17 protein-coding genes are annotated in these 23,230 nt (G+C 37.2%); 10 read left to right on the top strand and 7 right to left on the bottom strand.

Features of this window, described 5'->3' with window-relative positions:
- Nucleotide 1: 1 nt before the first annotated feature.
- The 6 genes from ACFIMX_RS08015 to ACFIMX_RS07990 form a co-directional block, all read right to left on the bottom strand.
- On the bottom strand, nucleotides 2-1,030 hold the full coding sequence (locus ACFIMX_RS08015; protein ID WP_375618516.1) for a zinc-binding dehydrogenase: 1,029 nt from the start codon (nucleotides 1,028-1,030) through the stop codon (nucleotides 2-4).
- Between the two features lie 57 nt (nucleotides 1,031-1,087).
- Nucleotides 1,088-2,362, bottom strand: a complete 1,275-nt coding sequence (locus tag ACFIMX_RS08010) for a beta-ketoacyl-ACP synthase (protein ID WP_375618515.1) — start codon at nucleotides 2,360-2,362, stop codon at nucleotides 1,088-1,090.
- A gap of 15 nt (nucleotides 2,363-2,377) precedes the next feature.
- Nucleotides 2,378-3,553, bottom strand: a complete 1,176-nt coding sequence (locus ACFIMX_RS08005; RefSeq protein WP_375640100.1) for a beta-ketoacyl-ACP synthase — start codon at nucleotides 3,551-3,553, stop codon at nucleotides 2,378-2,380.
- A 10-nt stretch (nucleotides 3,554-3,563) separates the two neighbouring features.
- Complete coding sequence (locus tag ACFIMX_RS08000; RefSeq protein ID WP_005773457.1) at nucleotides 3,564-3,848, bottom strand: acyl carrier protein; 285 nt, start codon at nucleotides 3,846-3,848, stop codon at nucleotides 3,564-3,566.
- Between the two features lie 189 nt (nucleotides 3,849-4,037).
- The gene (locus ACFIMX_RS07995; RefSeq protein WP_375618513.1) at nucleotides 4,038-6,356 is read right to left on the bottom strand and encodes an NADP-dependent malic enzyme; all 2,319 of its coding nucleotides are present in this window, start codon (nucleotides 6,354-6,356) and stop codon (nucleotides 4,038-4,040) included.
- A 990-nt stretch (nucleotides 6,357-7,346) separates the two neighbouring features.
- The gene (locus tag ACFIMX_RS07990; RefSeq protein ID WP_375640101.1) at nucleotides 7,347-11,906 is read right to left on the bottom strand and encodes a hypothetical protein; all 4,560 of its coding nucleotides are present in this window, start codon (nucleotides 11,904-11,906) and stop codon (nucleotides 7,347-7,349) included.
- A gap of 651 nt (nucleotides 11,907-12,557) precedes the next feature.
- Between ACFIMX_RS07990 and hfq the strand changes: the two genes are divergently transcribed.
- From hfq to ACFIMX_RS07970, 4 genes are all read left to right on the top strand, one after another.
- Entirely contained in the window at nucleotides 12,558-12,797 is a 240-nt protein-coding gene (hfq, locus tag ACFIMX_RS07985; RefSeq protein WP_005773461.1) for an RNA chaperone Hfq, read from the top strand.
- Between the two features lie 53 nt (nucleotides 12,798-12,850).
- Nucleotides 12,851-14,194, top strand: a complete 1,344-nt coding sequence (gene hflX / locus ACFIMX_RS07980; protein WP_375618511.1) for a GTPase HflX — start codon at nucleotides 12,851-12,853, stop codon at nucleotides 14,192-14,194.
- Between the two features lie 144 nt (nucleotides 14,195-14,338).
- Nucleotides 14,339-16,165: a hypothetical protein gene (locus ACFIMX_RS07975; protein WP_375694300.1), complete on the top strand. Its 1,827-nt coding sequence runs from the start codon at nucleotides 14,339-14,341 to the stop codon at nucleotides 16,163-16,165.
- Nucleotides 16,166-16,301: 136 nt separating this feature from the next.
- Nucleotides 16,302-17,393, top strand: a complete 1,092-nt coding sequence (locus ACFIMX_RS07970; protein WP_375640104.1) for a COX15/CtaA family protein — start codon at nucleotides 16,302-16,304, stop codon at nucleotides 17,391-17,393.
- Between the two features lie 20 nt (nucleotides 17,394-17,413).
- On the opposite strand, the gene argC is transcribed toward ACFIMX_RS07970, so the two are convergent.
- Nucleotides 17,414-18,346, bottom strand: coding sequence for an N-acetyl-gamma-glutamyl-phosphate reductase (gene argC, locus ACFIMX_RS07965; protein ID WP_375694299.1), 933 nt, complete (start codon nucleotides 18,344-18,346; stop codon nucleotides 17,414-17,416).
- A gap of 320 nt (nucleotides 18,347-18,666) precedes the next feature.
- Between argC and glyA the strand changes: the two genes are divergently transcribed.
- From glyA to nusB, 6 genes are all read left to right on the top strand, one after another.
- Nucleotides 18,667-19,980 carry a serine hydroxymethyltransferase gene (gene glyA, locus ACFIMX_RS07960; protein WP_375694298.1) on the top strand — a complete coding sequence of 438 codons (1,314 nt, stop codon included), beginning with the start codon at nucleotides 18,667-18,669 and terminating at the stop codon, nucleotides 19,978-19,980.
- Between the two features lie 11 nt (nucleotides 19,981-19,991).
- Nucleotides 19,992-20,474, top strand: coding sequence for a transcriptional regulator NrdR (gene nrdR / locus ACFIMX_RS07955; protein ID WP_375618506.1), 483 nt, complete (start codon nucleotides 19,992-19,994; stop codon nucleotides 20,472-20,474).
- On the top strand, nucleotides 20,467-21,597 hold the full coding sequence (gene ribD / locus ACFIMX_RS07950; RefSeq protein ID WP_375618523.1) for a bifunctional diaminohydroxyphosphoribosylaminopyrimidine deaminase/5-amino-6-(5-phosphoribosylamino)uracil reductase RibD: 1,131 nt from the start codon (nucleotides 20,467-20,469) through the stop codon (nucleotides 21,595-21,597). The genes nrdR and ribD overlap by 8 nt, the downstream gene beginning before the upstream one ends.
- A complete protein-coding gene (locus ACFIMX_RS07945; RefSeq protein WP_375611571.1) occupies nucleotides 21,579-22,196 on the top strand; it encodes a riboflavin synthase in 618 nt (205 codons plus the stop codon). Before ribD ends, ACFIMX_RS07945 begins: the two co-directional genes overlap by 19 nt.
- 81 nt (nucleotides 22,197-22,277) lie before the next feature.
- On the top strand, nucleotides 22,278-22,733 hold the full coding sequence (locus ACFIMX_RS07940; RefSeq protein ID WP_375618505.1) for a 6,7-dimethyl-8-ribityllumazine synthase: 456 nt from the start codon (nucleotides 22,278-22,280) through the stop codon (nucleotides 22,731-22,733).
- Between the two features lie 2 nt (nucleotides 22,734-22,735).
- Entirely contained in the window at nucleotides 22,736-23,206 is a 471-nt protein-coding gene (gene nusB / locus ACFIMX_RS07935; protein ID WP_015856452.1) for a transcription antitermination factor NusB, read from the top strand.
- The last annotated feature ends 24 nt before the right edge of the window (nucleotides 23,207-23,230 follow it).

Here is a 23,230-nt window from a genome sequence, read left to right as displayed (position 1 = left end):
TTTAATCGATTTTAAGGATAATTTTACCAAAAACATCACGACTCTCCATTCGTTTTAAAGCTGTATCAATTTCATCCAGCCCAACAATTGTATCAATGACAGGGTGTACGGCTTTTTGTGCCATTTTTTGCATGGCATTTTTCATATTTTCCATACGGCAGCCAAATGAACCGAATATCTTAAGCTGTTGCTGGAATAATTGCATGAGATTTATTGGTACTGAAACACCAGAGGTAGAACCGCAAGTCACTAAACGTGCTCCTTTTTTCATACATAACAGAGAACCGTTCCATGTATCGACACCAACATGCTCAAAAACAACGTCAACACCTTTTTTTTGGGTTAATTTACGCACTACACCTTCAAAACGATCTTTACGATAATTAATCACATGATCTGCCCCAAGAGAGTGCGCTTTTGCAATTTTTTCATCTGAACCTACAGTTGTGATAACTGTACAGCCCATGTGTTTTGCAAGTTGAATGGCTGCAGAACCAATACCTGAGCCACCAGCCTGTACCAGGATTGTTTCTCCTGCTTGTAGTTTTGCGTTATCGAAAAGCATATGTTCTACGGTACCAAAAGTAATTGGAGCAACTGCTGCTTGCAATTCATCACATTGGGGAGGTGATGGAACTAATAAACGTGCTGGCAAATTGACAAGCTCACACGCAAATCCATCAAGGTGAAAACCATAGACTCCCTTTACATTACTGCAAAGATTATCCCGCCCTTCATGACAAGCTTGGCATACTCCGCAGGTTTGTGCACCATAAATTGAGACAATCTGTCCAAGTTGGAGATGTTCAACGCCATCTCCTATTTGTATAACCTCACCAGAGGCTTCTGCACCAATGATGAGTGGCATTTTTCTTTTCGCAAAAGCCATGCCACGCCATCCCCATACATCAATATGATTAAGAGCAACGGCTTTTATCCGCACAGTTACTTCACCTATACTAGGTGAAAATGGCGGGGAAATATTGCTGATTTCAAGCCGACGATCATCGAAGAGTTGCAGTGCACGCATTATCATCCCCCTTAAATATATTATTGGTTAGCGTTATAAAATTTTATTATTAAAGGATTATCCTTTATATGCAGTGATAACAAGACTCATATTTTGACCACCAAATCCAAATGAGTTTGACAAAACCGCATTGACACAGGACTTACGGCTATGATGAGGAACAACATCTAAAGGGATAGTAGGGTCAGGATTATCATAATTTATTGTCGGTGGAAGTATTCCCGATTGAATGGTTAAAAGCGAAAAAACCGCTTCTATTGCACCAGCTGCAGTTAATGTATGCCCAATCATTGATTTATTAGAAGAGACAGGAATATGCTCTAAAAGATCACCGAATACTGTTGATAATGCAAGATATTCCATTTTCTCATTTTCAGGTGTTGAAGTTCCGTGGGCATTAATATAGTCAATTTCATTGATGGTTATTTTTGCATCGTCTAAAGCTTTGCGAACGGATTCAATTGCTGGTGATGCATCGGGTTTTGAACGTGTACGGTGAAAGTCATCGGCGGTTTCTCCACAGCCAGCTAAAATTCCTAAAACTGTAGCATTACGGTTTAATGCGCTTTGAAGAGATTCAAGAACAAGAGCGCCTGAGCCTTCTGCCATAACAAAACCATCTCGATCACGGCTAAAGGGTTTTGCTGCTTTTTCTGGAGGCTCATTCTGAGTTGAAAGAGCAGATAGTAGCGAAAAACGAATAAGAGATTCTGCTGAAACTGATCCATCTGTCGCAATTATGAGAGCTCTATTTGTCTCTCTCCGTCTAATAGACTCAACACCTAATTGAATTGCTGTTGCACCAGATGCACAGGCAGTGGAAAGTGTAACAGGAAGTCCTTTTGTGCCAAATGTTTTTTGAAGTTTTTCTGCAATTGCACCAAATTGTGTGGATTCAAAAAGCGTCTCATGGAGTTTATCTTTACAGACTTTAAGAAGATGTGCATAAGAAGGCTCATTATTGAATTCTTCCTCTTGATCAAGACTAAAACGTGCTTTCCATTCAAGTTCAACAGGAGGAGCAGCTAGAAAGAGTGGTCCATTAAAATTTTTTTTATCAATAGTAGCTTGTTCTAAAGCTTCTTCAGCAGAAAGATGTGCAAGCTTCTCAGAGAGAGCTGAAGCACCAAACGTACTTTCTTTGAGGAAATCAATCGTTCCAGCAATATATGTGTTTAATCCCTCAATGGGAAAACGTGTTATTTTGTGGATTCCGCTTACACCGCTTGTTAATTTTTGCCAATTTTCATGTTTTCCTCGTCCTAGTGATGTGACAACGCCTACACCAGTTATTGCTACAAGTGGACGTCCAAAATGATCATGATATTTCACGATAGAAATTCCCCTTTAAACAGCTGTAAGACGCACGATACCTTCAGCTCTTTTTATACCAATAGTTGTAATAAATATTTCACGCACTTCTTTAGGAAAAGGTTTTTCATGAGGACTTAATGCTGGAAAACAGTGTTTTTTTTCAATTGCAAGTGCTGCCAGAGCAAGCGCTAGAGGAAATTGTGCTTCCCGCATATAACCAAATAATGTTGTAATACCGCGATAAGATAGATCAGCATCGTCAAGAGCATATTGTTCTGCTTTTGTTGCTTCGTGAGCACCTGAGGCTGCTGAAATGACTAAGGCAGATTTAGCGCCCACAGTTTTCAACATTGTTGCAATTGACTCTCTCAGTGAAGTTTTGGTTCTATCTGTTTGGTCTGTAACAATTTGACTAATTTCAGCATAAGCACGCGCGTTACGTTTTTTCGCATGCTCTCCACTTTCAAGAACTAGAAAGATACCACCAGAACCGGTTATAATACCGCCGCCGGGGTGAATTTCACGATTCCACACTGGGCTCCATCCATTATGGGTTAAAAGACCACCAAGCTCATGCGCCAACAACATATCATAACTTTGTGCATTATAGGAACTTCCTACAAGAGCATGGGTACTTTGACCTGATTTAATACGAGCTACAGCAATTTGAAGTGCAGAAAGACCACTGCCTTCTTCTCCCATAAATGTACGAGATGATCCAGTGACTTTATGAACAATTGAAATGTTTCCTGCCAAAAGGTTTGAAAGTTGTGCCAAAAATAATGTTGGACGAAGTTCAGTTGAAAGAGCAACATTTAACATAGAAGCATGATCGGCAACTGCGCGCGCTTTAGAAAGAATCTGTGTATCAACAGTAATATCACGTTCTCCCCCACTTGCCGCTACGATCATATCCATTGTTGAAGTGAGTTGTTCATTATTTTTTATGCCGGCATCATCAAGAGCAAGACCAGCTGCATAGGTACCAAGACGCTGCCATGTTCCCATTTGCCGTTGATCACTTTTTTTAGGAATTTGTAAACTCCAATCAATTTCGGGCAATTTATGAACCGTGTAAGGTGAAAAAGTTATATAATCTAGGTTTGGTGTACGGATTGGATCATTTAAGAGATTCCAATGTTGATCAGTTCCTGCCCCCAGAGAGCTTATGAGACCTATACCAGTAATGAATACAGATTGATCATGCATGGCGAAAAAACTACTCCGCCTGTTTTAAGGCAACGAGATCATCAATTTTTGCACAAAGGTTTTTAAGAACAAAGTATTCTTCTGTTGCAACGGTACCTTCGTTGACTTCTTGTGTCCATTGTTCTAGAGGGACTTTTATTCCGAAAGCTTTATCAATAGCGAAAACAATATCAAGAAAATCAAGACTGTCGATTCCTAAATCGTCAATTGTATGACTCTCAGGTGTAATTGTATTGCGATCAATTTCACTGATTTCTGCAATGATATCAGCAACTTTATCAAACGTGGAAGGCAATGTACGGATTCCTTATTATAGAGTTAGTAAATTCAAAATACATTTAATATTGTTCTTCTAGCCTTTTTTCTCTTTAAAAAAAAGACTTAATCCAGAATATAGCTGTCTTTATCTATAGAGAAAAGAGGTTTACAGTACATGAAATACTATATCTCAATATTTAAAAAACTTTGAAATTTTATTGCGCATTTATTTTACAAGACTATTTTTTCTATTGGCAGCAAGGACAGCAAGGGCTGTTATATTAACAACTCCCCGGGAAGTTACTGAAGGCGTTAAGATATGGGCGGGACGTGCTGCCCCGATTAGAATAGGACCAACATGGAGTGCATTTGTGAGGCTTTTAACAGTGTTGAGCGTGATATTGGCTGAATCAAGTGTTGGAAAGACAAGCAAATTAGCTTCACTTTTAAGACGAGAATTAGGAAAAACACGATCACGAAAAACTTTGGAAAGGGCAGCATCAGCATGCATTTCACCATCTGCTTCTAAATCAGGGTGTAATTTGGCAAGAATTTCTGTTGCACGTCGCATTTTACGCGCACTTTCTGTGTTTTTAGAACCAAAGTTTGAGTGTGATAATAAGGCTGCTTTTGGTGTTATTCCAAATGCTTCAACTTCTTGAGCTGCCAACACAGTCATTTCAGCGATTTCTTCTGCAGAAGGATTTTCATTGACGTAAGTATCTGTGAGGAAAAGAGTACGTTGTTGAGAGATAAGCAAACTCATAGCAGAAAAACGGTGAACATGAGGATCAAGACCGATAATTTGTTCAATCAATTCAAGTTGACGTTCAAAGCGTCCTTCTAAGCCGCAAATCATTGCATCTGCTTCTTCACGCATAACGGCAAGGGCAGCAATAGCCGTTGTTGATGTTCTCACTACTGTTTTTGCCATTTCAGGCGTAACACCACGCCTCCCTGTATAATGAAAAAATAAATTAACATAATCACGAAAACGTGGATCATCTTCAGGGTTTGTTAATTCAAAATCTATACCAGGACGAATTCTTAAACCAAAGCGTTTTAATCTTGCTTCTACGACATGTGGACGGCCGATAAGGAGGGGCGTTGCTGTTTGTTCTTCAATGACAACTTGTGCTGCACGAAGGACGCGTTCATCTTCACCATTGGCATAGATGACGCGTTTACGTTTTGCTGTTTTTGCTGCAGCAAAAACAGGTTTCATTGTTAAACCAGAAAGAAAGACAAATCGATTGAGGATATCATAGTAGGCCTCCATATCTTCAATGGGACGAATGGCGACACCAGTTGTCATTGCTGCTTTAGCAACAGCGGGAGCAATACGCAGTATTAAACGCGGATCAAAAGGAGAGGGGATCAGATAGTCTGGTCCAAAATTGGGTGGTTCTTTCGAGTATGCACGTGCTACAACATCTGAAGTTTCTTCACGTGCAAGGGCAGCAATCGCATGAACAGCGGCCATTTTCATTTCTTCATTAATTGCACTAGCACCTACGTCTAATGCACCACGGAAGATATAGGGAAAACAAAGGACATTATTAACTTGATTGGGATAATCAGAGCGTCCTGTGCAGATCATTGCATCTGGTCGTATAGAGCGTGCTTCTTCAGGCATAATTTCTGGTACTGGATTAGCCAGTGCTAAAATGAGTGGATTTTGAGCCATTCTTTTAAGATATTCAGGCTTTAAAACACCACCCGCAGATAGGCCTAGAAAAATATCCGCATCATCAATAATATCAGATAAAGTTCGTGCGTCCGTTTTTTGTGCGTAATTGATTTTCCAACGATCCATAAGGGTCTTGCGACCTTCATAAACAACTCCCTCTAAGTCACTAAGCCAAATATTTTCAACTTTTGCCCCAAGACGAACCAAAAGATTAAGGCAAGCGAGGGCAGCAGCACCTGCACCTGAGGTAACTATTTTTGCATTTTCAATTTTTTTTCCTGAAAGATTTAAGGCATTTAATACAGCCGCAGAAACGATAATGGCAGTTCCATGTTGGTCATCATGAAAAACTGGAATTTTCATTTTAGCACGAAGTTTTTCTTCGATGTCAAAACATTCAGGAGCCTTAATGTCTTCAAGATTAATACCACCAAATGTAGGTTCTAAGGTCGATATTGTTTGTACCATTTGTTCTATATCGGATGCATCAATTTCAATATCAAAAACATCAATATTCGCAAATTTTTTAAATAAAACGGCCTTGCCTTCCATAACTGGTTTGGAAGCGAGTGGACCAATGTTCCCTAAACCAAGAACAGCAGTTCCATTGGATATAACAGCGACTAAATTAGCACGGGAGGTATATTGAGCAGCGAGATTGGGATCTTCATGAATCGCAAGACATGGTGCAGCAACGCCTGGAGAATAAGCAAGAGCTAAATCACGTTGATTATCAAGAGGTTTTGTTGCTTGTATTTCCAATTTTCCAGGTTTTGGGTGTTGGTGATAAAAAAGTGCGGCACTGTCAAGTTCAGCTTTTGGTGAACTGAAATCACTATTTTGTTCTCTAGACATTTTTATGATATCCAAGTTAGCGTATGTGTATATGAGATGTTCCATCTACGATAAGGTTTTGTCCACTAATAAATCCTCATTTCTCTGAATATCAAAATGTATGAGTATGAGAAAACTCTTCTGGATCGTAAAACCAGTTTGATAATTCTTTTTGTTTGTGTGCATGAATAATTTCATTGATAGCAGCACGATCAGTTTTTTCTTTCCTTAATAAAACCCGTAAAAATTGATTAGTCTACAAACGAATAAAATATTACTAATAATTACATTACCAAGCCATTATTTTTTTTGCAATGCTTACAACTTAAGGAAAGAAAAGAAGAGTGCTTTCTATTAACTTCATCTTCTTTATTTAAATTTCTATAGGGAGGTAGAAGAAATTTTAAATAACAATTTGCAATTTATAAATTATTTTTGCAGCTATTTAAAGGAAATTGGAACTTTAAAAATGGGAGTTGTTTTGTTTATTATTCAATTGAACTCTTAATAATGCAAACTTTATAATTTATAATGAATCATCTCGTATGTTGAATGAGAAATTTGAATACAATAAGATTCTTTTAGCTCAAATTCACCTAATATAATAAAAAATATTTACTTAGATAATTCAACGAGAGTAATATGTGGATAAAAAAAATAAATAGAAGTGTTTCTATGAGCTATTTTAATACAAAAGCATGAATTTTTTCACAATTAATAAAAATAATTATTACCGATTTTGTACCTTTATAAAACTATGAAAAATAAAGGAGTTAAGAAAAAGATAAGGAAATAGAAAACATGCTTTATCATTCTTAGAATGATACGGTGTTCGATAAGTCATTACGCTTCTTTAGGGTTATTGCTTAGGATGTCAAAGAAAACCGCATGCCAATTATCCCAACCTTTGAAGTACAAAGCTACAGTTGAAAAAAAAGCATTCTATGATGAGCCATTAAAACAACTGGAGAGAGAAAGTGGAAAAAATATCTTTTTCCACTTTCTTATTTGTTATTGGATTCGACCACTTGCATGAGCAAGCATAGTATAAACTTTTCCGGTATCTGATATCAAGTACTTGCGAACTAAGTTGGAAGAGCCAGAACTGCGCGATATATCACGTAAGAGCTTTTCGAAATCTGTAACATATTGATTCACTGAACGTTTAAACCCAAAATCGCTCATATATTTTTTCTTAATCATTTCAAATATTTTTTGTCCATTTAAGGTATAAAGGCGTTCTGTTACGATGTTTTTTTGTCCACGTTGATAATGATCCCATAGCTCAACAATGGCATTGTGATTAATAGCTTGCACTATACCAGAAGCTAATGAATTAAGAGAACAGTTTGCAGGAGATGGTTTTGTTTGCACTGATGTTAAAACATCATCACTAGGGGGAGCATCATAAAATGTTTCTTCACGTGAAGCTCTTTCTAAGAGATTTGATACCCATTTATTTGGTCTTTTTTTGCTTTGATCTTGTTGCAAAATAGGCTTAGGTGGCACAATCTTTTTAACAGACTCAGTGGAACTGTCACTTTTTTGATTAAACATTGATGATGTAGGAAATGCTGATATTAGCTGTTTTTGTGCGCTCTTTTGATCATTTTGTATAACACTGACTAAATCTTGTAACGCTGTAATCTGTTCATTCAAAGCTGTGCGAATTGTTTGCGTTGTTTCTTTTGTTTTTTCTGGAAGTTTTTTTACATTTTCATTGATATCATTATTAATCTTTGAAAGCTCTAAACGAACTTCATCAGCGGAGCGACGTATATCTTCTGCTGCTTCTGAAAAACGCGTTGATGCTTCACTAACAAGCTTATTAAGTGATTGTTGGAATGAATTTGTGGAGTTACGCGCATTCTTATCAGAGCGTTCAAGTGCTGAGTTGAAGATTTTTTCATAATGCCCAATCATTTGATTAATTTCATGAGACTTTGAAACAAGAGCATCGCTTAATACAGAAAGCGTATTATGTTTTTCTTCAAGTGTTGCACTAAGTGAATTTTCAGACTGTTCAAGAACATGAATAGTTTGGGAAAGTGTCTTTGCATGTTCACCAAAACTGCTCGTTATATGATTAATTTGTTCAAAGGTACTCTTTGAAAGTCCTTGCAGAATTTCAACATTAGTATTGAGCGCTTGATTTGAGGCTGACAAACGCTCTGCTACTTGGTTCGTGTTGCGGAAAAAATTATTTGTACTCTCATTAAACTGCCCATCAATATTTTGAACAGCCGATAATAAAACATTACTATTTTCCTGAAAATTGTAAATTGATTGATTCAACTGTGTTAAGATGGATGAGACATTATTAACAAGCTCTTCCTTCATAATCGTTATTGTTTGAAGTGTTTCAGAGTTAGCTTTGGTTAAGCTATTCACTAAAGATTCATTATGTGCATAAATTCTTTGTTCAGCATCTTGTGTGGAAAGAGAGAGTTGTTCACCGATATGCTGTGTTAAAGAATCAATTGATTCTGTTGTATTTTGCGCTGCTTGATTTAAGTGATTTGTAAGCTCTGTTATTTTTCCAACATGTTCTGAAATTTGTGTTGTTGTTTGATTTCCAGCATCTTCCAGACGGCTCGTTACATCAGAGAGTTGATATCCTAAATTATTTTTAAGATTTTGCATAGAGTGATGAAGAACATCACAGCGTTCATTAAGAACTTGTTCTATTACTGTTGTTGATGTGTGAATAGTTTCATTCAATAATGCTTGTGCATTATGACTGGCTGTTGCGAAAGCTTCGACAGTATGCGCTGTTTGTTCAGACAGAACGGACAGAACTTTTTCACTGGTATCATAAACAGTTTTTTTGACATTTGATACAATGCGATTGCCTGATTCTGAGAGAATATTTTCTGCTTGTGCAGTAACATTTGTAACAGATGAAAGAATTTGTTCACTCGTAGAAGAAAGAATATCAGAAGCTTTTATAATCTTATTATGCAGGTTATCTGTCACTGTATTAACAGAGTCTTCTAAGCTTACACGCATATTGTCAACACTGCTTTCCAGCGCTTGTTGAATTATCTGACTTTGCTCATTATTAATCATGAGAGACGTTTTTAATGTGTCAGAACGTTCCTCAATAACAGATGTTTGCATATCAATGGCCTCACAGATTTGGCTAAATTTTTCAGATAATGTTTCCTCTAGCGTTGTTGTCCGTTCAAAAATTTTGTGTGCACGATCTTCTAGATCTGTATCGAATGATTCCATACGTGTTTCAAGGGTTTCAAAGAAAACACCACTCGATTGAGAGAGAGTATTCTTTAAAATTTCGGCATGGCTTTCAAGGTTTTTGATATGATCTTGAACCGTTTCAGTAATGTTTTTATTATTGGCGACAATTGCACTCTCAACTAAATCTATTTGTTGTTTCAATGCAACATCGACACGTATATCACTTTTTGCAATGAGGTTATGGATTGTTTCCATGCGTTGTTCAAGTGTACGTGCTTGATCGGCAAGAACTTCATTGAGAGAAAAACTATTAATCGCTAAAGAATCGCGCAGAGCATCGGCACGGATATCAATATTTCTCGCTTGTGCTTCTAAAGCATCTTGGGTTGTATTACAACTTTGTACAATGACATCTTGTAACTTTTCAGTGCATTGAATGATGTTTGTAATATGATTTTCAGCTTGTTTATCAACGACTTGAACATTGTTAGCCAAAACTTTTTCAATATGAGAAGTATTTTGGGATAAAACATCAATTTGATTTCTTAATGTGTCCGCAATTTTATTCTTCTCGTTATCGAGCATGTCTGCCATAAGAGCTCGTTGATCAGAAAGTTGTACTTTAAAATCTTGTGAACGTTCTTGTATGATATCAACAATGGCATTGTCGACATATTGAATTTCTTCTCTCAGACTTTCTTTACTTTTATCAATTGCAGAAAGAATAGCTTCACGTCCATTTGTAAATGCATGGGTAATGTCTGCTGTTTTTTCTTGGAGGTTCTCATTTATTTTCAAGACATGAGCTTCCAAGAAGTTACCAAGTTTTTCAGCATTATCCTCTAAAGCCTGACTACGTTCTATAAAGGAATCAATGATGGAATCACTATGTTTTTTAAGAGAAAGATCAACCGTTGCTAAACGTTGTTCAAAGGCTCCAATTGCTTGCGAGGTTACGTTATCAAATTTAGAAGAGAGTTTATGTGCTTGGTCGTCGAGCTTTAAGATCTTCTCATCAAAATTCTGTAGAGATTGATTATTACGATCAATAAGAGCTTTATCCAAGGCTTTAAACTTTTCATCGACAGCGTGCAAAGTTTGATCTGTTACTGCTTGTATATGTGTTGCAATTTTAGCAACATGTACTTCTGCTTTTTCAGCTGTTTCATTAAAAGTTTTTTCTATTTGTTTTTCATTATGATCAAGTCGTTTTGCAAAGCCATCGAAGTTTTTTCCTAATTCATGAAAAAATTCCGTGTTTTTCTGCTGAATTTGTGTTGTTGTTTTGTTAAATTTTTCAACAAGCTGATTTGTTACGCCATCACCAGCATAGGAAAGTTTTTCAACGAGGTCTTCGCCTTGTTTTTGTAAAGTTTGAGAAAGGGTTTGTGCAAGCTTTTCAACATTAGTTACAATGTTAGAGGTAACCAAACCAAATTCATCATTCAGTTGTTCTTGGGTTCCTTTAATTGTTGATTGTACGCGATCTGCATGATTCAAAATGGCTATGCGTTCATTACTCAATTCTTTGATTAATGTGTGAATGCGTGATTCATTCTCAGCATAGGCTTGTTCTAGATTGTGAACTTCACCTTGTATGATTGCTTCAAGTTCAACAGCACGTCCGAGGGTACGTTCAATACCTTCGTTCATTGCCGCTACTTCTTCACGAATGGTTTGCCCTATAGCAATAGCTTGTTTTTCAGATAGATGTTGTGGTTCACTAAGGCGCTGTGCAGCATTGGTCATAAGAAGTGCAATATTATGTAAGTCGTTTGAACGTTTTGTTAATTGAGCAACGCCCCAAGATATAAGGATAGGAATTGCTGTTCCGGCTGCTACAGCAAGTCCTGTTGGGGATGTAACAAAAGTGCTGATATTGGATAAGGAGCTGAGTCCGGTAGGTGCGAGCTTATGCGCAATAAAAGCTCCTCCCGTTGCCCATAAAGCACTAAGCGCTGTTGTATACCAGTAGACTCGCGAGGAAGAACGCTGCTTGAATGGTCCAAAATTTACAGGGGTTGTTATATCATCATTTGCGGGAAGAAGTTTTGTAGGCAATAATGTATTATGAACAGTTCCACCTGAAATATCAGGTGAAGGTTTTGGAGCAAAAAGCTGTTCAACAACGGATTTATCAATAACAGCTTCATCATGAATATTAGAAACAAAAGTTGACGTACCGTTTTCAGCAAAAAATTCTTCTTCTGCCATTGCAATTTTTTGAATCAGATCATCGACATTAACAACATTTTCAGAATTATTGGATGATATCGTTTCAAATCCTGTGTCATCGAAATCAAAGTTCATAGCTTTTGTGAGGGCTTCTTCAACTTCAACTTCAAATGTTTGCAATTTTGTTCTGCGTGCCATACTCGCCTCGTACTCTTACAGCCGGAAAAGGGATACGTCCTCTTCCACATAATTTCTACATACTAGCTGTTAATTATTTAGAAAGGAATATGCTTAGGGAAAAATTTTAAAAACTTATCAAGATAAAGTTAACGCGATTTCTTGTACCCTGTTTAAATATGTTATAAAATATAGTAAAAACAATTTATTATTTAAATCTAACTAAAACAAAAATACTGTTTACAACTTGTGTTTATAGAAAGCTTTATAAGCCGGCAGTCTTTGAAATAAGGACTTTAATAGCGGTTATATATACAGTAAGGTGCAAATGCCTCTCTTTAATATCGATAATCGTTAATAAATATTGTTGTCCGCTTACTTTTATTGATTCTAAACGAAGCAGATTCATCATCACATATAGTCTGTAATAGCTTAGGATGTATAAAAGTATGCCTTTGAATTGTAAGCTCATAAAAAGTAAACGTGGAAAAATTTTTAATTTAATATAGCTTTTCGTAAGTTGTACTTTATTATTGTGTTAAAGAGCCGTTTTTTCTCTAATTTCAGTTGTTTGTTGCTGAATTTTTAAGCTTCTACGTTGACAATTGGATATTTTTCAGTCGATATGCATGCACGAATATTTTATGCAATCTAGATAAAGGTGTAAGAATAATGGCAGAGCGATCACAACACCTGCAAGATGTGTTTTTAAATACGGTGCGTAAGCAAAAAATTTCCCTTACAATTTTTCTTGTCAATGGCGTTAAACTCACGGGTATTGTAACTTCATTTGATAATTTTTGTGTTCTTTTGCGTCGAGATGGACACGCGCAATTGGTTTATAAGCATGCTATTTCTACGATTATGCCTGGACAGCCTGTACAGATGTTTGAGGGTGAAAGTCCTGAGTAAACATATCATTTTAAGATAGACCTCTTATCCCATTTAAAAGTACTTAGATTGCTATGATAAATGAAAATGAGAGATTAGGAGGGGTATTTTCGCAGAATACAGGACAGGTGCGCGCACTTGTTTTGATACCGATTTTTCAAGAAAATAGAAGTGAAAGTTCTTTGAGAGAGTGTTCTATATCTTCTCGTGTTAAAGAATCATTGGGGTTAGCACGTGCTATAAGGTTAGAAGTTGTTAATTATGAAACGATTAATATTGCAACGCCTCGCTCTGCGACTCTCTTTGGAAAAGGTAAAGTAGATGCGTTAACCTGTTATATAGATGAATATTCTATTGAGCTTGCGATTGTAGATCACTTTTTAACGCCAGTACAGCAGCGTAATTTAGAAAAATTGTGGAATTGCAAAGTTATCGATAGAACGGCTTTGATTCTTGAAATTTTTGGGGACCGTGCACGAACAAAAGAAGGAGTTTTGCAAGTAGAGTTAGCGCGTTTGTCCTATCAAAAAGGGAGGCTTGTGCGGAGTTGGACGCACTTGGAAAGGCAACGGGGGGGGCGTGGCTTCCTAGGTGGACCTGGTGAGACGCAAATTGAAGCAGATAGGCGTCTTTTACAAGAAAAAATTATTCGTATTCGCCGCGAATTGCAAACGGTTATTAAAACACGTGCACTTCATAGAGCAAAAAGGAAAAAAACATCTTATCCTGTTGTAGCACTGGTAGGATATACGAATACAGGAAAGTCAACTCTCTTTAACCGTTTAAGCGGTGCAGATGTTTTAGCAAAGAATATGTTATTTGCAACGCTTGATCCGACTTTGCGCAAAGTTGTTCTTCCCCATGGAAAAACTGTTCTTTTGTCTGATACTGTAGGGTTTATTTCTAACTTGCCAACGAATTTGATTGCAGCTTTTAGAGCAACCCTTGAAGAAGTGGTTGAAGCGGATCTCATTCTTCATGTAAGAGATATGTCAGATCTTGATCATCTAGCACATGCCCAAGATGTTTTAGAAGTGCTTTCAAGTCTTGATATCGATATTGATGATATGGAGCACATCATAGAAGTTTGGAATAAGATTGATATGTTAGATGAGCAAGCATTGAATGTTTTACAAACAAGCGCAAAGACGCGATTAAATCCTGCTCTCATGGTATCAGCACTTAAGGGGGATGGACTCGATCAATTATTAAGAGCCATTGAAAAACGAATTTTTGGAGAGGTGCAAAGCATTGAATATCTTTTACAACCTCATGAAATGTCGCTTATTGATTGGTTTTATGAAAACTCTGCGGAAATAGTGCAAGAAGGGCATGATGATGGGTCTATTACCATTAGAGCGGTTGTTACTTCTGAAGCAAAAAAACAACTAGAGAGCCTCAAAAAAAATATGAATTAAGTTCTTTAAAGCTATTTTTGAACATTTGTGCTTAAATTTTATATTTTTATTATCTCAAAATAATATGACAGCAAGTTAAGAGGATAGTTACTACTTTCTCTTAATAAAACAATATGAAGAAGTATTTTGCTGGTTAAAATAAAGATGAGTCTTATATGTAATAAAAGACTATTCGTACGTACCGTATGGCGAAGCATTTTGATTGTTTTGCTATTACAAATGCTATGTGTATCTTTGATTTGGTTGTATTATTTTGTTCAGCCCCGTGGTTACCAAGCAACTTTAACATTTTCATTATCTGATTCTGTAGGAAAGCCATTACCAATTAAAAAGCAAGACAATGTTATCGCTTTTTTGTTTTCACAGCCTATGTTCTTCAATGATTCGAATTTTTCTTTAAATGCTTCTTATAAGAAAAAAAATCATGAAAATATCCGTTTATCGCGTCATGGTGATTTTATCGATCTTATTTTTGAAGCCGAGACACTTGAAGCAGCTCAACGTGGGTTGGAAACTTTGTTTTCCGCATTTTCACAAGCAATCATAAAACAGAAACAATTCTTGTTAAATGATAAATTAGAAGACAAACAATATGATAATATTGCAATCCTTAATATCGTGCAGGAATTTTGTAAATCTATTGATTCTTTTATTCAGCGTGGTGTAAAACAAACAGAGCTTCATAATCTTTCGATGCAATTAACGCAAGCAACTTTAAAGCGTATTCATTTAACAAGTTTGAATTCAACGATTAACATGATGCGTGAAAATGGGCAGTCTTTACTGTCTTTATCGTTTATTGCAGGCAATTCAGCAATTGTTGCTCTGGAATCTAAACGTGATCTCTTGGAAACGCAAAGAGCACATATGGCTGCACAATTAGGGTGGACACATCCTCAAATTAAAGCGATGACTGCAGAATTAGAGACAGTTTCTCATCAATTAAAAAATAAAATTTTACAGATTGTTTATCAAGTTCATTCAGATGAGGTTATTGCAACGGAATTGGAAAAACAGCTTCAAAAAAGGGTGAGTTTTTTTATAAAAGATCAATCCCAATCTTTGAATGAAATATTTAATGAATTTGAAAATAAAATAAAAGCAGCGATCGATGTCCAAAATAAAGCGATGAGTAAGTCTGTTCAACGAAGAGAAAAAGTCATTGGTTCATATTGGGGATTGAGTGATAATCCTCTTCTCTTACAAAATACAAATATCCACGTGGTTATGCCAATAACGTTAGCACCAATTTCTTTTATGGCTCTTTATGGAAAAAATATTCTTGTGAGTGCATTGGCCAGCTTCTTTACTCTTTTGCTAGGAATCTTGTTATTCTATCCGTGCTTTAAAAGGAAAAAAGACCAAATCTCAGAAGAGGATTTGAGATCAAAAGAAAATTCTCTTAAGAAGAATGAGAATATTTTAGTCTCTCAAGAAATGAAAAATTTTGAAGCTTTTATTACGATAGAGGGATTATCTGATGTTTTGAAATGGCGTGCTTCAACCATTATTTCAATCATTGGACCAGAGGCTGCACGGACAGCGGCAAAGCTTTCACTTCATCTCACAAAAGAGAACAAAACAATTTTGTTGGTCGATATTTCTGGTCAACAAATAGAGAAAGTCATTGGCCCACATCGCGGACTGAGTGATATTTTAACGGGCAATGCCAAGTTGCATGATGTTATTTACCGTGATTATGATACGGGGGTTGATATTCTTCCTCAGGGGTTAACAAGTGCCATTTCAGCACAAGATTTTTCAAATGATATTTTTCATATATTACAAGAATTTAAAAAAGAATATGATTTTATCATCCTAGAGATGGCAAGCGAACCAAAATATGGGTTTGAGCAATTTGCAGAGCTAACAGACTATTATATTTGTAATACTGTTCTTAATGAACAAGAATGGATGATGCGGATGGTAGACAGCTTTCCAAAGACTGTTTATCGTGTTGTAACATCATAAGCTTCGTAAAGTAAAAAAGAAATATATATCGCATGTTATAGTGGTACGCTTGTTTTTTGCTAAAGTTGTAGTACATACTAAAATAGACAAAAAGTTAATGTTTAAATTTTAAAATGCATTTTAGTTGGAGAGAAGCGTGGGGCAATCAGAGATGGTAGTAAAGAGATTAAACAATAGCATTTTAACGCCTGTGCAAAAGGAAAATAGAAAACATATACAGGTGTGGCTTTACTCTATTTTATTGCTGTGTTTGGCAATTGTCTTAGTGGGTGGCGCTACTCGTTTGACGGGATCAGGATTATCTATAACGGAATGGAAGCCAATACACGGCGTTATTCCACCGATTGGTGTGGATCAATGGCAAGAGGAATTTTTAAAATATCAACAGATAGCACAATATAAGCTGCTTAATCCTGATATGACCTTAAGTGCTTTTAAGGTCATTTTTTGGTGGGAATGGGCGCATCGTGTTCTTGGGCGTCTTGTTGGTCTTGTCGCTTTATTGGGGCTCATTTGGTTTTGGGCGACTAAGCGTGTTGAAAAAAATATCTTACTCCCGCTTATTGTTGTACCTATTCTTATCGCCTTTCAAGGCTTTATTGGTTGGTGGATGGTTGCTTCAGGGATTGGGCAAAGTAGTTTAACAAGTGTGAGCCAATATCGTTTGGCATTTCATCTTATAACGGCATGTTTTGTTATTGTTTTTGTTACTTATTTATCTCGAGGACTTGAAGAATACTCAGAAAAGCCAGCAAATCAAAAGGTGCAATATTTTGCGGCTTGGCTTGTTATTCTCGTCTTGATAGAGATTTATTGGGGTGCTTTGGTTGCAGGGCTTCATGCAGGAAAAGTCTATAATACATGGCCCCTTATGGATGGTCAGATTATTCCTGATGGATTGTTACAGCATCGTCCTGTTTGGCTCAATTTATTCGAAAATCCCTTAACGGTTCAGTTTATTCATAGATTTTTTGCTTATTTTTTATTGATTGCCTCGGCTATTCATGCTTTCTATGTACAAAAAAATGTTCCCCGTTCAACCCACTCTCGTCGTGCATTTCTTATCTGTGTTATGATTATTATCCAAGCACTTTTAGGTATTTTGACACTGTTACATGAGGTTCCGATAAGTTTGGGGCTCATTCATCAAAGTATGGCATTAGTCGTGTTGTGTTTTGTTGTTGCGCATTGGCGAGCAACAAAAGGGGCTTATCCCGTTGTTGAATAAAAGTTTGTGAGTAGGGAGGTTTAGTTGCTTGAAAGCATTAAATCGAGGTTTTGGATAGCTGCAGCTGATGCGCCTTTTCCTAAATTATCGAATATAGCGCTGAGATTGAAAATACCTTCACGATCATTTCCAAATACGAACAGTTTCATACCATCTTTATTGGCTAAACACTCTGGATTAAGTCTTTCAAGTGAAACAGTTTCTTCTTGTGATGCGACTAAAATGGTATTTTGTCCTTCGTAATGGTTTGCGAGAATTTCGCGCAAATCAGAACAGTTTGCTGATTTTGTGAATAAATGGCGATGCAGAGGAAGATTCACAATCATTCCTTGGGGAAAACGACTCACACTTGGTATAAAAACTGGGGTTTGATTGATTTGTCCATAGATTTTAATTTCTGGCACATGTTTGTGTTCAAGATTAAGACCATAGATAAAATAATTGTCCTGAATATTTTGTTGAGATTGATTTTCCATTTGTAAAATCAACTGTTTTCCACCACCGGTATAGCCGGAGATTGCATTAATCGAGATGGGATAATCGGCGTCTAGCAGTCCTGCTTCACGGAGTGGGCGAATCAAACTAATGGCACCGGTAGGATAGCATCCGGGATTGGTTATATAATGTGCTGCTTGGATGCGCTTTCTTTGTCCTGCTGTCATTTCAGGAAAACCGTAAACCCAGTCTGGTGCAACACGGTGGGCTGTCGAGCTATCAATAATCCTAATGTTTTTATTTTTTTTAAGCCAATGAACTGTTTCGCGTGCAGTATCATCTGGAAGACACAAAATAGCAATATCGGCTTGATTAAGATAGTCTTGTCGCAGATGAACATTATGGCGATCTTTATGAGCAAGAGAGATTAGTTTTAAATCTGTACGCCTTTCTAAGCGTTTTTGTATTTGTAGTCCGGTTGTGCCATGTTCACCATCAATAAAAACTTTGGTTAGCATTCTTATTTGCCTTCGTATTAACTTTGCCTATTATATTCAGCTTTTCACATTATAAATTATTTTTAATCATTAAATTATTGAATTTCTTTAGATTATAGATATTTTTTGTAAAAGGTGTAAACAAATAAGAGTGTAAAAAAGAAATGTAATTTCATTTTTTACCATTCTCGAGAGGGAAGTTTTTCGCTGTTTTTATAACAAAGAATAAGATAAATATTTGCCTCATTATTTTTGAGTGTAAGTAGTTTAAAATGTTTGGTTTGCATGGTTTGCTGTGTTATCGTTCCTTGAATTTATTTTTTTATGTTAGGAATGTGTTTATGACTCAACAAGAAAATGACGCACAAAAGCGCTTTTTTAATGATAATTTACAAACTGTTGATGGTGCAATTTTTGACGCAATTAGAGGGGAGTTTGAGCGTCAACAACATGAAATTGAGCTGATTGCTTCAGAGAATATTGTTTCAAGAGCGGTCCTTGAAGCGCAGGGGTCTGTTTTAACCAATAAGTATGCAGAAGGTTATCCAAGAAAGCGCTACTATGGTGGGTGTCAATTTGTTGATGTCGTTGAAGATTTAGCTATTGAAAGGGCAAAACAGCTTTTCGGTGCTGCGTTTGCGAATGTACAGCCTAATTCTGGTAGCCAAATGAATCAAGCTGTCTTTTTAGCTTTACTTCAGCCTGGTGACACATTTATGGGATTGGATTTAAATGCTGGTGGTCACCTTACGCATGGTTCACCTGTTAATATGTCAGGAAAATGGTTTGATGTTGTTTCCTATGGTGTGCGTCAAGAAGATCAGATTATTGATATGGATGAGGTTGAGCAGCTTGCAAAAGAACGTAAGCCAAAACTTATTATAGCAGGGGGCTCATCTTATCCACGGCTATGGGATTGGAAACGATTCCGTGAAATTGCAGATGAGATTGGTGCTCATCTACTCGTTGATATGTCTCATATTGCTGGTCTTGTTGCTGGTGGCGTGCATCCTTCACCTGTTCCACATGCGCATATTGTAACAACAACAACACATAAGTCGCTTCGAGGTCCTCGTGGTGGTTTAATATTGACAAATGATGAGGCTTTATCCAGAAAAATTAATTCTGCAATTTTTCCGGGTCTTCAAGGTGGTCCTTTAATGCATGTGATTGCCGCAAAGGCTGTTGCGTTTGAGGAGGCTTTGCGTCCCTCTTTTAAGAATTATAGTGCCAATGTTGTCGCTAATGCGAAAACTTTAGCAAAAACATTACAGGGTAATGGTTTTAATATTGTTTCTGGTGGTACAGATAATCACTTGTTGTTAGTTGATTTACGTTCCAAAAATCTAACAGGTAAACGTGCTGAATTGGCTTTGGGACGCGCTCATATTACCTGCAACAAAAATGGCATTCCTTTTGATTCTGAAACGCCATCTATAACATCAGGAATTCGTTTGGGATCACCTGCTGCCACGACGCGTGGTTTTTTAGAAAAAGAGTTTATTCAAGTTGGTCATCTGATTTCAGAAGTTCTTGATGGTCTTCGGAGTGCAAAAAGTGATGAAGATAATCATGCCGTTGAAATGGCTGTTGAGAAAAAGGTAAAAGATATAACGAATCAATTTCCTCTTTACTCTTATCTTACCACTCGTTAAGGATACAAAGGATGCGCTGTCCTTACTGCCAATATGAGGATACACAGGTCAAAGACTCACGTCCAGCAGAAGAGGGGGCAGTGATTCGCCGCCGCCGTGTGTGTTCCGTTTGTGGTGGTCGTTTTACAACTTTTGAACGTGTTCAGTTGCGTGAGCTCTTGGTTGCTAAAAAAAGTGGACGATGTGAACCCTTCGATCGTGATAAGTTAATGCGATCAGTTGATGTGGCTGTACGTAAGCGCAATATTGATCCTGATCATATTGAACGAGCAATTTCTGGCATTGTACGCCAGCTTGAAAGTTTGGGAGAACCAGAGATTTCTTCAGAAAAAATTGGGTATCTTGTGATGGAAGCATTGAAAAGAATTGATGATATTGCTTATATTCGCTTTGCTTCTGTGTATCGAGATTTTCGTAATGCAAGCGATTTTCACGATGTTATAGATGAATTGTCAAAGGGTATCGCGGATACAGAATCTCGTTTTGATGAATAAAAAAGTGCAAGATGAACGGTTTATGGCTGCAGCTATTCGTTTAGCAGAACGTCATGTCGGTCTTACAGGTGAGAATCCTTCCGTTGGTACGTTAATTGTGCGAAACGATAATGGTGCTGTGGGGGCGTTTATTGTTGGCTATGGCGTAACAGCTATTCATGGGAGCCCTCATGCGGAAGTGCAAGCTTTACACATGGCAGGTTCTTTGGCTCAAGGAGCGACTGCTTATGTTACTTTAGAACCTTGTGCGCATTATGGAAAAACTTCGCCGTGTGTGAATGCGCTTATTGATTCAGGTGTTTCTCGAGTTGTTGTTGCGCTGACTGATTGTGACAAGCGTGTTGATGGTCATGGTATTGCTCTTTTGCGAGCGGCGGGTATTGAAGTGGTTGAGGGCATTTTAGCTGAAGAGGCTTTTGAATCCTTATGGACGCATTGGTGCATAAGGAAGATACAACGCTGTGCGGTCACTTTTAAAATGGCAATTTCTGCCGATAATGGTGTTGGAAAAAGAGAGAAGGGCAGCGTAAAAATTAGTGGAACACTTTCTCATGCCTATACGCATATTCTACGTGCTCAAAATAATGCTATCCTCGTTGGTATTGGTACTATATTAGCAGATGATCCACAACTCAATTGCCGCTTGCCAGGGATGGAGATGCGCTCACCAATTCGTATTATTTTGGATGCAGATTTATCTATCCCCCTTGATGCAAAAGTTGTCCAAACAGCCATAAAAATTCCTACATGGGTTATTTGTGATGTGGATCTTTCAAAGAAAAGCAAAAAAAATGCATTGGAGCAATATGGTGTGTCTGTTTATTCGGTCGAGATGAACAATGGTTGTGTAGAACCCTTTGCTCTTTTACAGATGCTTTATAAACATGGGATTAATAGTGTTTTATTGGAAGGAGGCGTCAAGACAGGGGAAAAATTTTTGAATGCTGGTTGTGTTGATCATTTGATATGTTTTCATACCCCCATTGTTTTAGGCAAAAATCGTATTGAAGCCCCTCATTTTGGAAATTATCTCTCGCAGTTTCATGAAATTGAGACAAGAATGTTTGGAAATGACCGTTTTTATAAGTGGAGACGTAAGACATTATGTTCACAGGAATTATAACGGATATTGGTTGTGTTGAAGATGTTCAACCTTTAAAGCAGGGGATGCGTTTAAAGATTTCTACCCGCTATGCTATAGAAAGCTTAGCAATTGGCGCGTCAATTGCTTGTTCAGGAATTTGTCTGACAATTGTAGAGCGAGGATTAAAGCAAGAAGATTCCAATTGGTTTGTTGTCGAGGCGTGGGAAGAAACATTACGTTTAACGAATCTTGCACAATGGATAAAAGGAACTTTTGTTAATTTGGAACGTTCGCTTCGATTGGGTGATGAAATGGGAGGACATTTAGTTTCTGGTCATATTGATGGTTTGGCTGAAATCATTGATCAAAAAAATGAAGGGGATGCAATTCGCTTTTATTTAAAAGTTTCAAGACAATTTATGCCTTTCATTGTTAATAAGGGATCTATTGCACTTAATGGGACATCTTTGACTGTTAATGGTGTTGAGGATTGTGTTTTTGATGTTCTTATTATTCGCCATACACTTGAAATGACAACGTGGGGACAAGCTAAAATTGGAGATCGGGTCAATTTGGAAATTGATCAACTTGCTCGTTATGCTGCAAAACTTTTTACTTTAAAAAGAGAAGATGAATAAGCCAACACTCTATTGATCGTTTTCAGAATTTTATGCTTTATAACTTTGATTTTTTTGATTCGTTTTTTGTGGAATTCCATTATGATGAAAGAGATAGTTAAAAAGCCTCACGTATTGATTGTTGAGGCACGTTTTTATGAGGGGATTTCTGATGCGCTTTTGAGAGGTGCGGTGAATACTTTGCAAAAAGCTGAAGCAAGTTATGATGTTGTAACGGTTCCTGGAGCATTAGAAATACCAAGTGCAATAGCTTTTGCTGAACAAAACAAGATATCGTATGATGGTTATGTTGCTCTTGGTTGTGTTATTCGGGGTGAAACATATCACTTTGAAATTGTTGCTAATGATTCTTGTCGTGCATTGATGGATTTAACTGTTCATCAGCACTTGGCTATTGGAAATGGTATTTTGACTGTTGAAAACAAAGAACAAGCATGGGTGCGTGCAAAACTAGATGACAAAAATAAAGGTGGTTTTGCGGCTGAAGCTGCTTTATGTATGATCGCTCTAAAAAAGAGATTTGGAGATAATCGTTAAATATGGCTGATATAAAAAGCAGACATTTTCCGCGTTCAGCCAATAAACGTGGAGCAGCAAGACTCGCTGCAGTTCAAGCACTCTATCAAATGGATATCGTGGGTTCGGGGGTGATGGAAACGGCAGCTGAGTATGAGGCTTATCGTTTGGGAAAAGATATTGATGGAGACCAATATCTTGAAGCTGATTTTCAATGGTTTTTGGCTATTATAACGGGTGTTGTAAAAGATCAAAAGCAGCTTGATCCGCTGCTTCATCAACAGCTTTCTGCAGAGTGGTCTCTTTCACGTCTTGATTCTATATTGCGAGCAATTTTACGAGCAGGTTTATGGGAGTTGATCAACCGTAAAGATGTTCCCGTTGCGGTTGTCATGAATGAGTATGTTGACATAGCAAAGGCGTTTTTTGAAGGTGATGAGCCAAAACTTGTTAATGCAGTTCTTGACAGTATGGCAAAAAAAGTTCGCCTCTAAGAGTTACAAATCCCCCTATTATAG

The sequence above is a fragment of the Bartonella sp. AD24XZML genome, from assembly GCF_042196485.1.
Taxonomy (GTDB): Bacteria; Pseudomonadota; Alphaproteobacteria; order Rhizobiales; family Rhizobiaceae; genus Bartonella.
The sequence above is the reverse complement of the archived record's forward strand: the minus strand, read 5'-3'. Positions and strand labels throughout refer to the sequence as shown.

Coding starts and splice junctions, on each gene's coding strand:
- ACFIMX_RS08015 (WP_375618516.1), bottom strand. CDS start 1,030: ATGCGTGCACTGCAACTCTTCGATGATCGTCGGCTTGAAATCAGCAAT.
- nusB (WP_015856452.1), top strand. CDS start 22,736: ATGGCTGATATAAAAAGCAGACATTTTCCGCGTTCAGCCAATAAACGT.
- ACFIMX_RS07940 (WP_375618505.1), top strand. CDS start 22,278: ATGATGAAAGAGATAGTTAAAAAGCCTCACGTATTGATTGTTGAGGCA.
- ACFIMX_RS07990 (WP_375640101.1), bottom strand. CDS start 11,906: ATGGCACGCAGAACAAAATTGCAAACATTTGAAGTTGAAGTTGAAGAA.
- hflX (WP_375618511.1), top strand. CDS start 12,851: ATGATAAATGAAAATGAGAGATTAGGAGGGGTATTTTCGCAGAATACA.
- hfq (WP_005773461.1), top strand. CDS start 12,558: ATGGCAGAGCGATCACAACACCTGCAAGATGTGTTTTTAAATACGGTG.
- ACFIMX_RS07945 (WP_375611571.1), top strand. CDS start 21,579: ATGTTCACAGGAATTATAACGGATATTGGTTGTGTTGAAGATGTTCAA.
- nrdR (WP_375618506.1), top strand. CDS start 19,992: ATGCGCTGTCCTTACTGCCAATATGAGGATACACAGGTCAAAGACTCA.
- ACFIMX_RS08005 (WP_375640100.1), bottom strand. CDS start 3,553: ATGCATGATCAATCTGTATTCATTACTGGTATAGGTCTCATAAGCTCT.
- glyA (WP_375694298.1), top strand. CDS start 18,667: ATGACTCAACAAGAAAATGACGCACAAAAGCGCTTTTTTAATGATAAT.
- ribD (WP_375618523.1), top strand. CDS start 20,467: ATGAATAAAAAAGTGCAAGATGAACGGTTTATGGCTGCAGCTATTCGT.
- ACFIMX_RS07975 (WP_375694300.1), top strand. CDS start 14,339: ATGAGTCTTATATGTAATAAAAGACTATTCGTACGTACCGTATGGCGA.
- ACFIMX_RS07995 (WP_375618513.1), bottom strand. CDS start 6,356: ATGTCTAGAGAACAAAATAGTGATTTCAGTTCACCAAAAGCTGAACTT.
- argC (WP_375694299.1), bottom strand. CDS start 18,346: ATGCTAACCAAAGTTTTTATTGATGGTGAACATGGCACAACCGGACTA.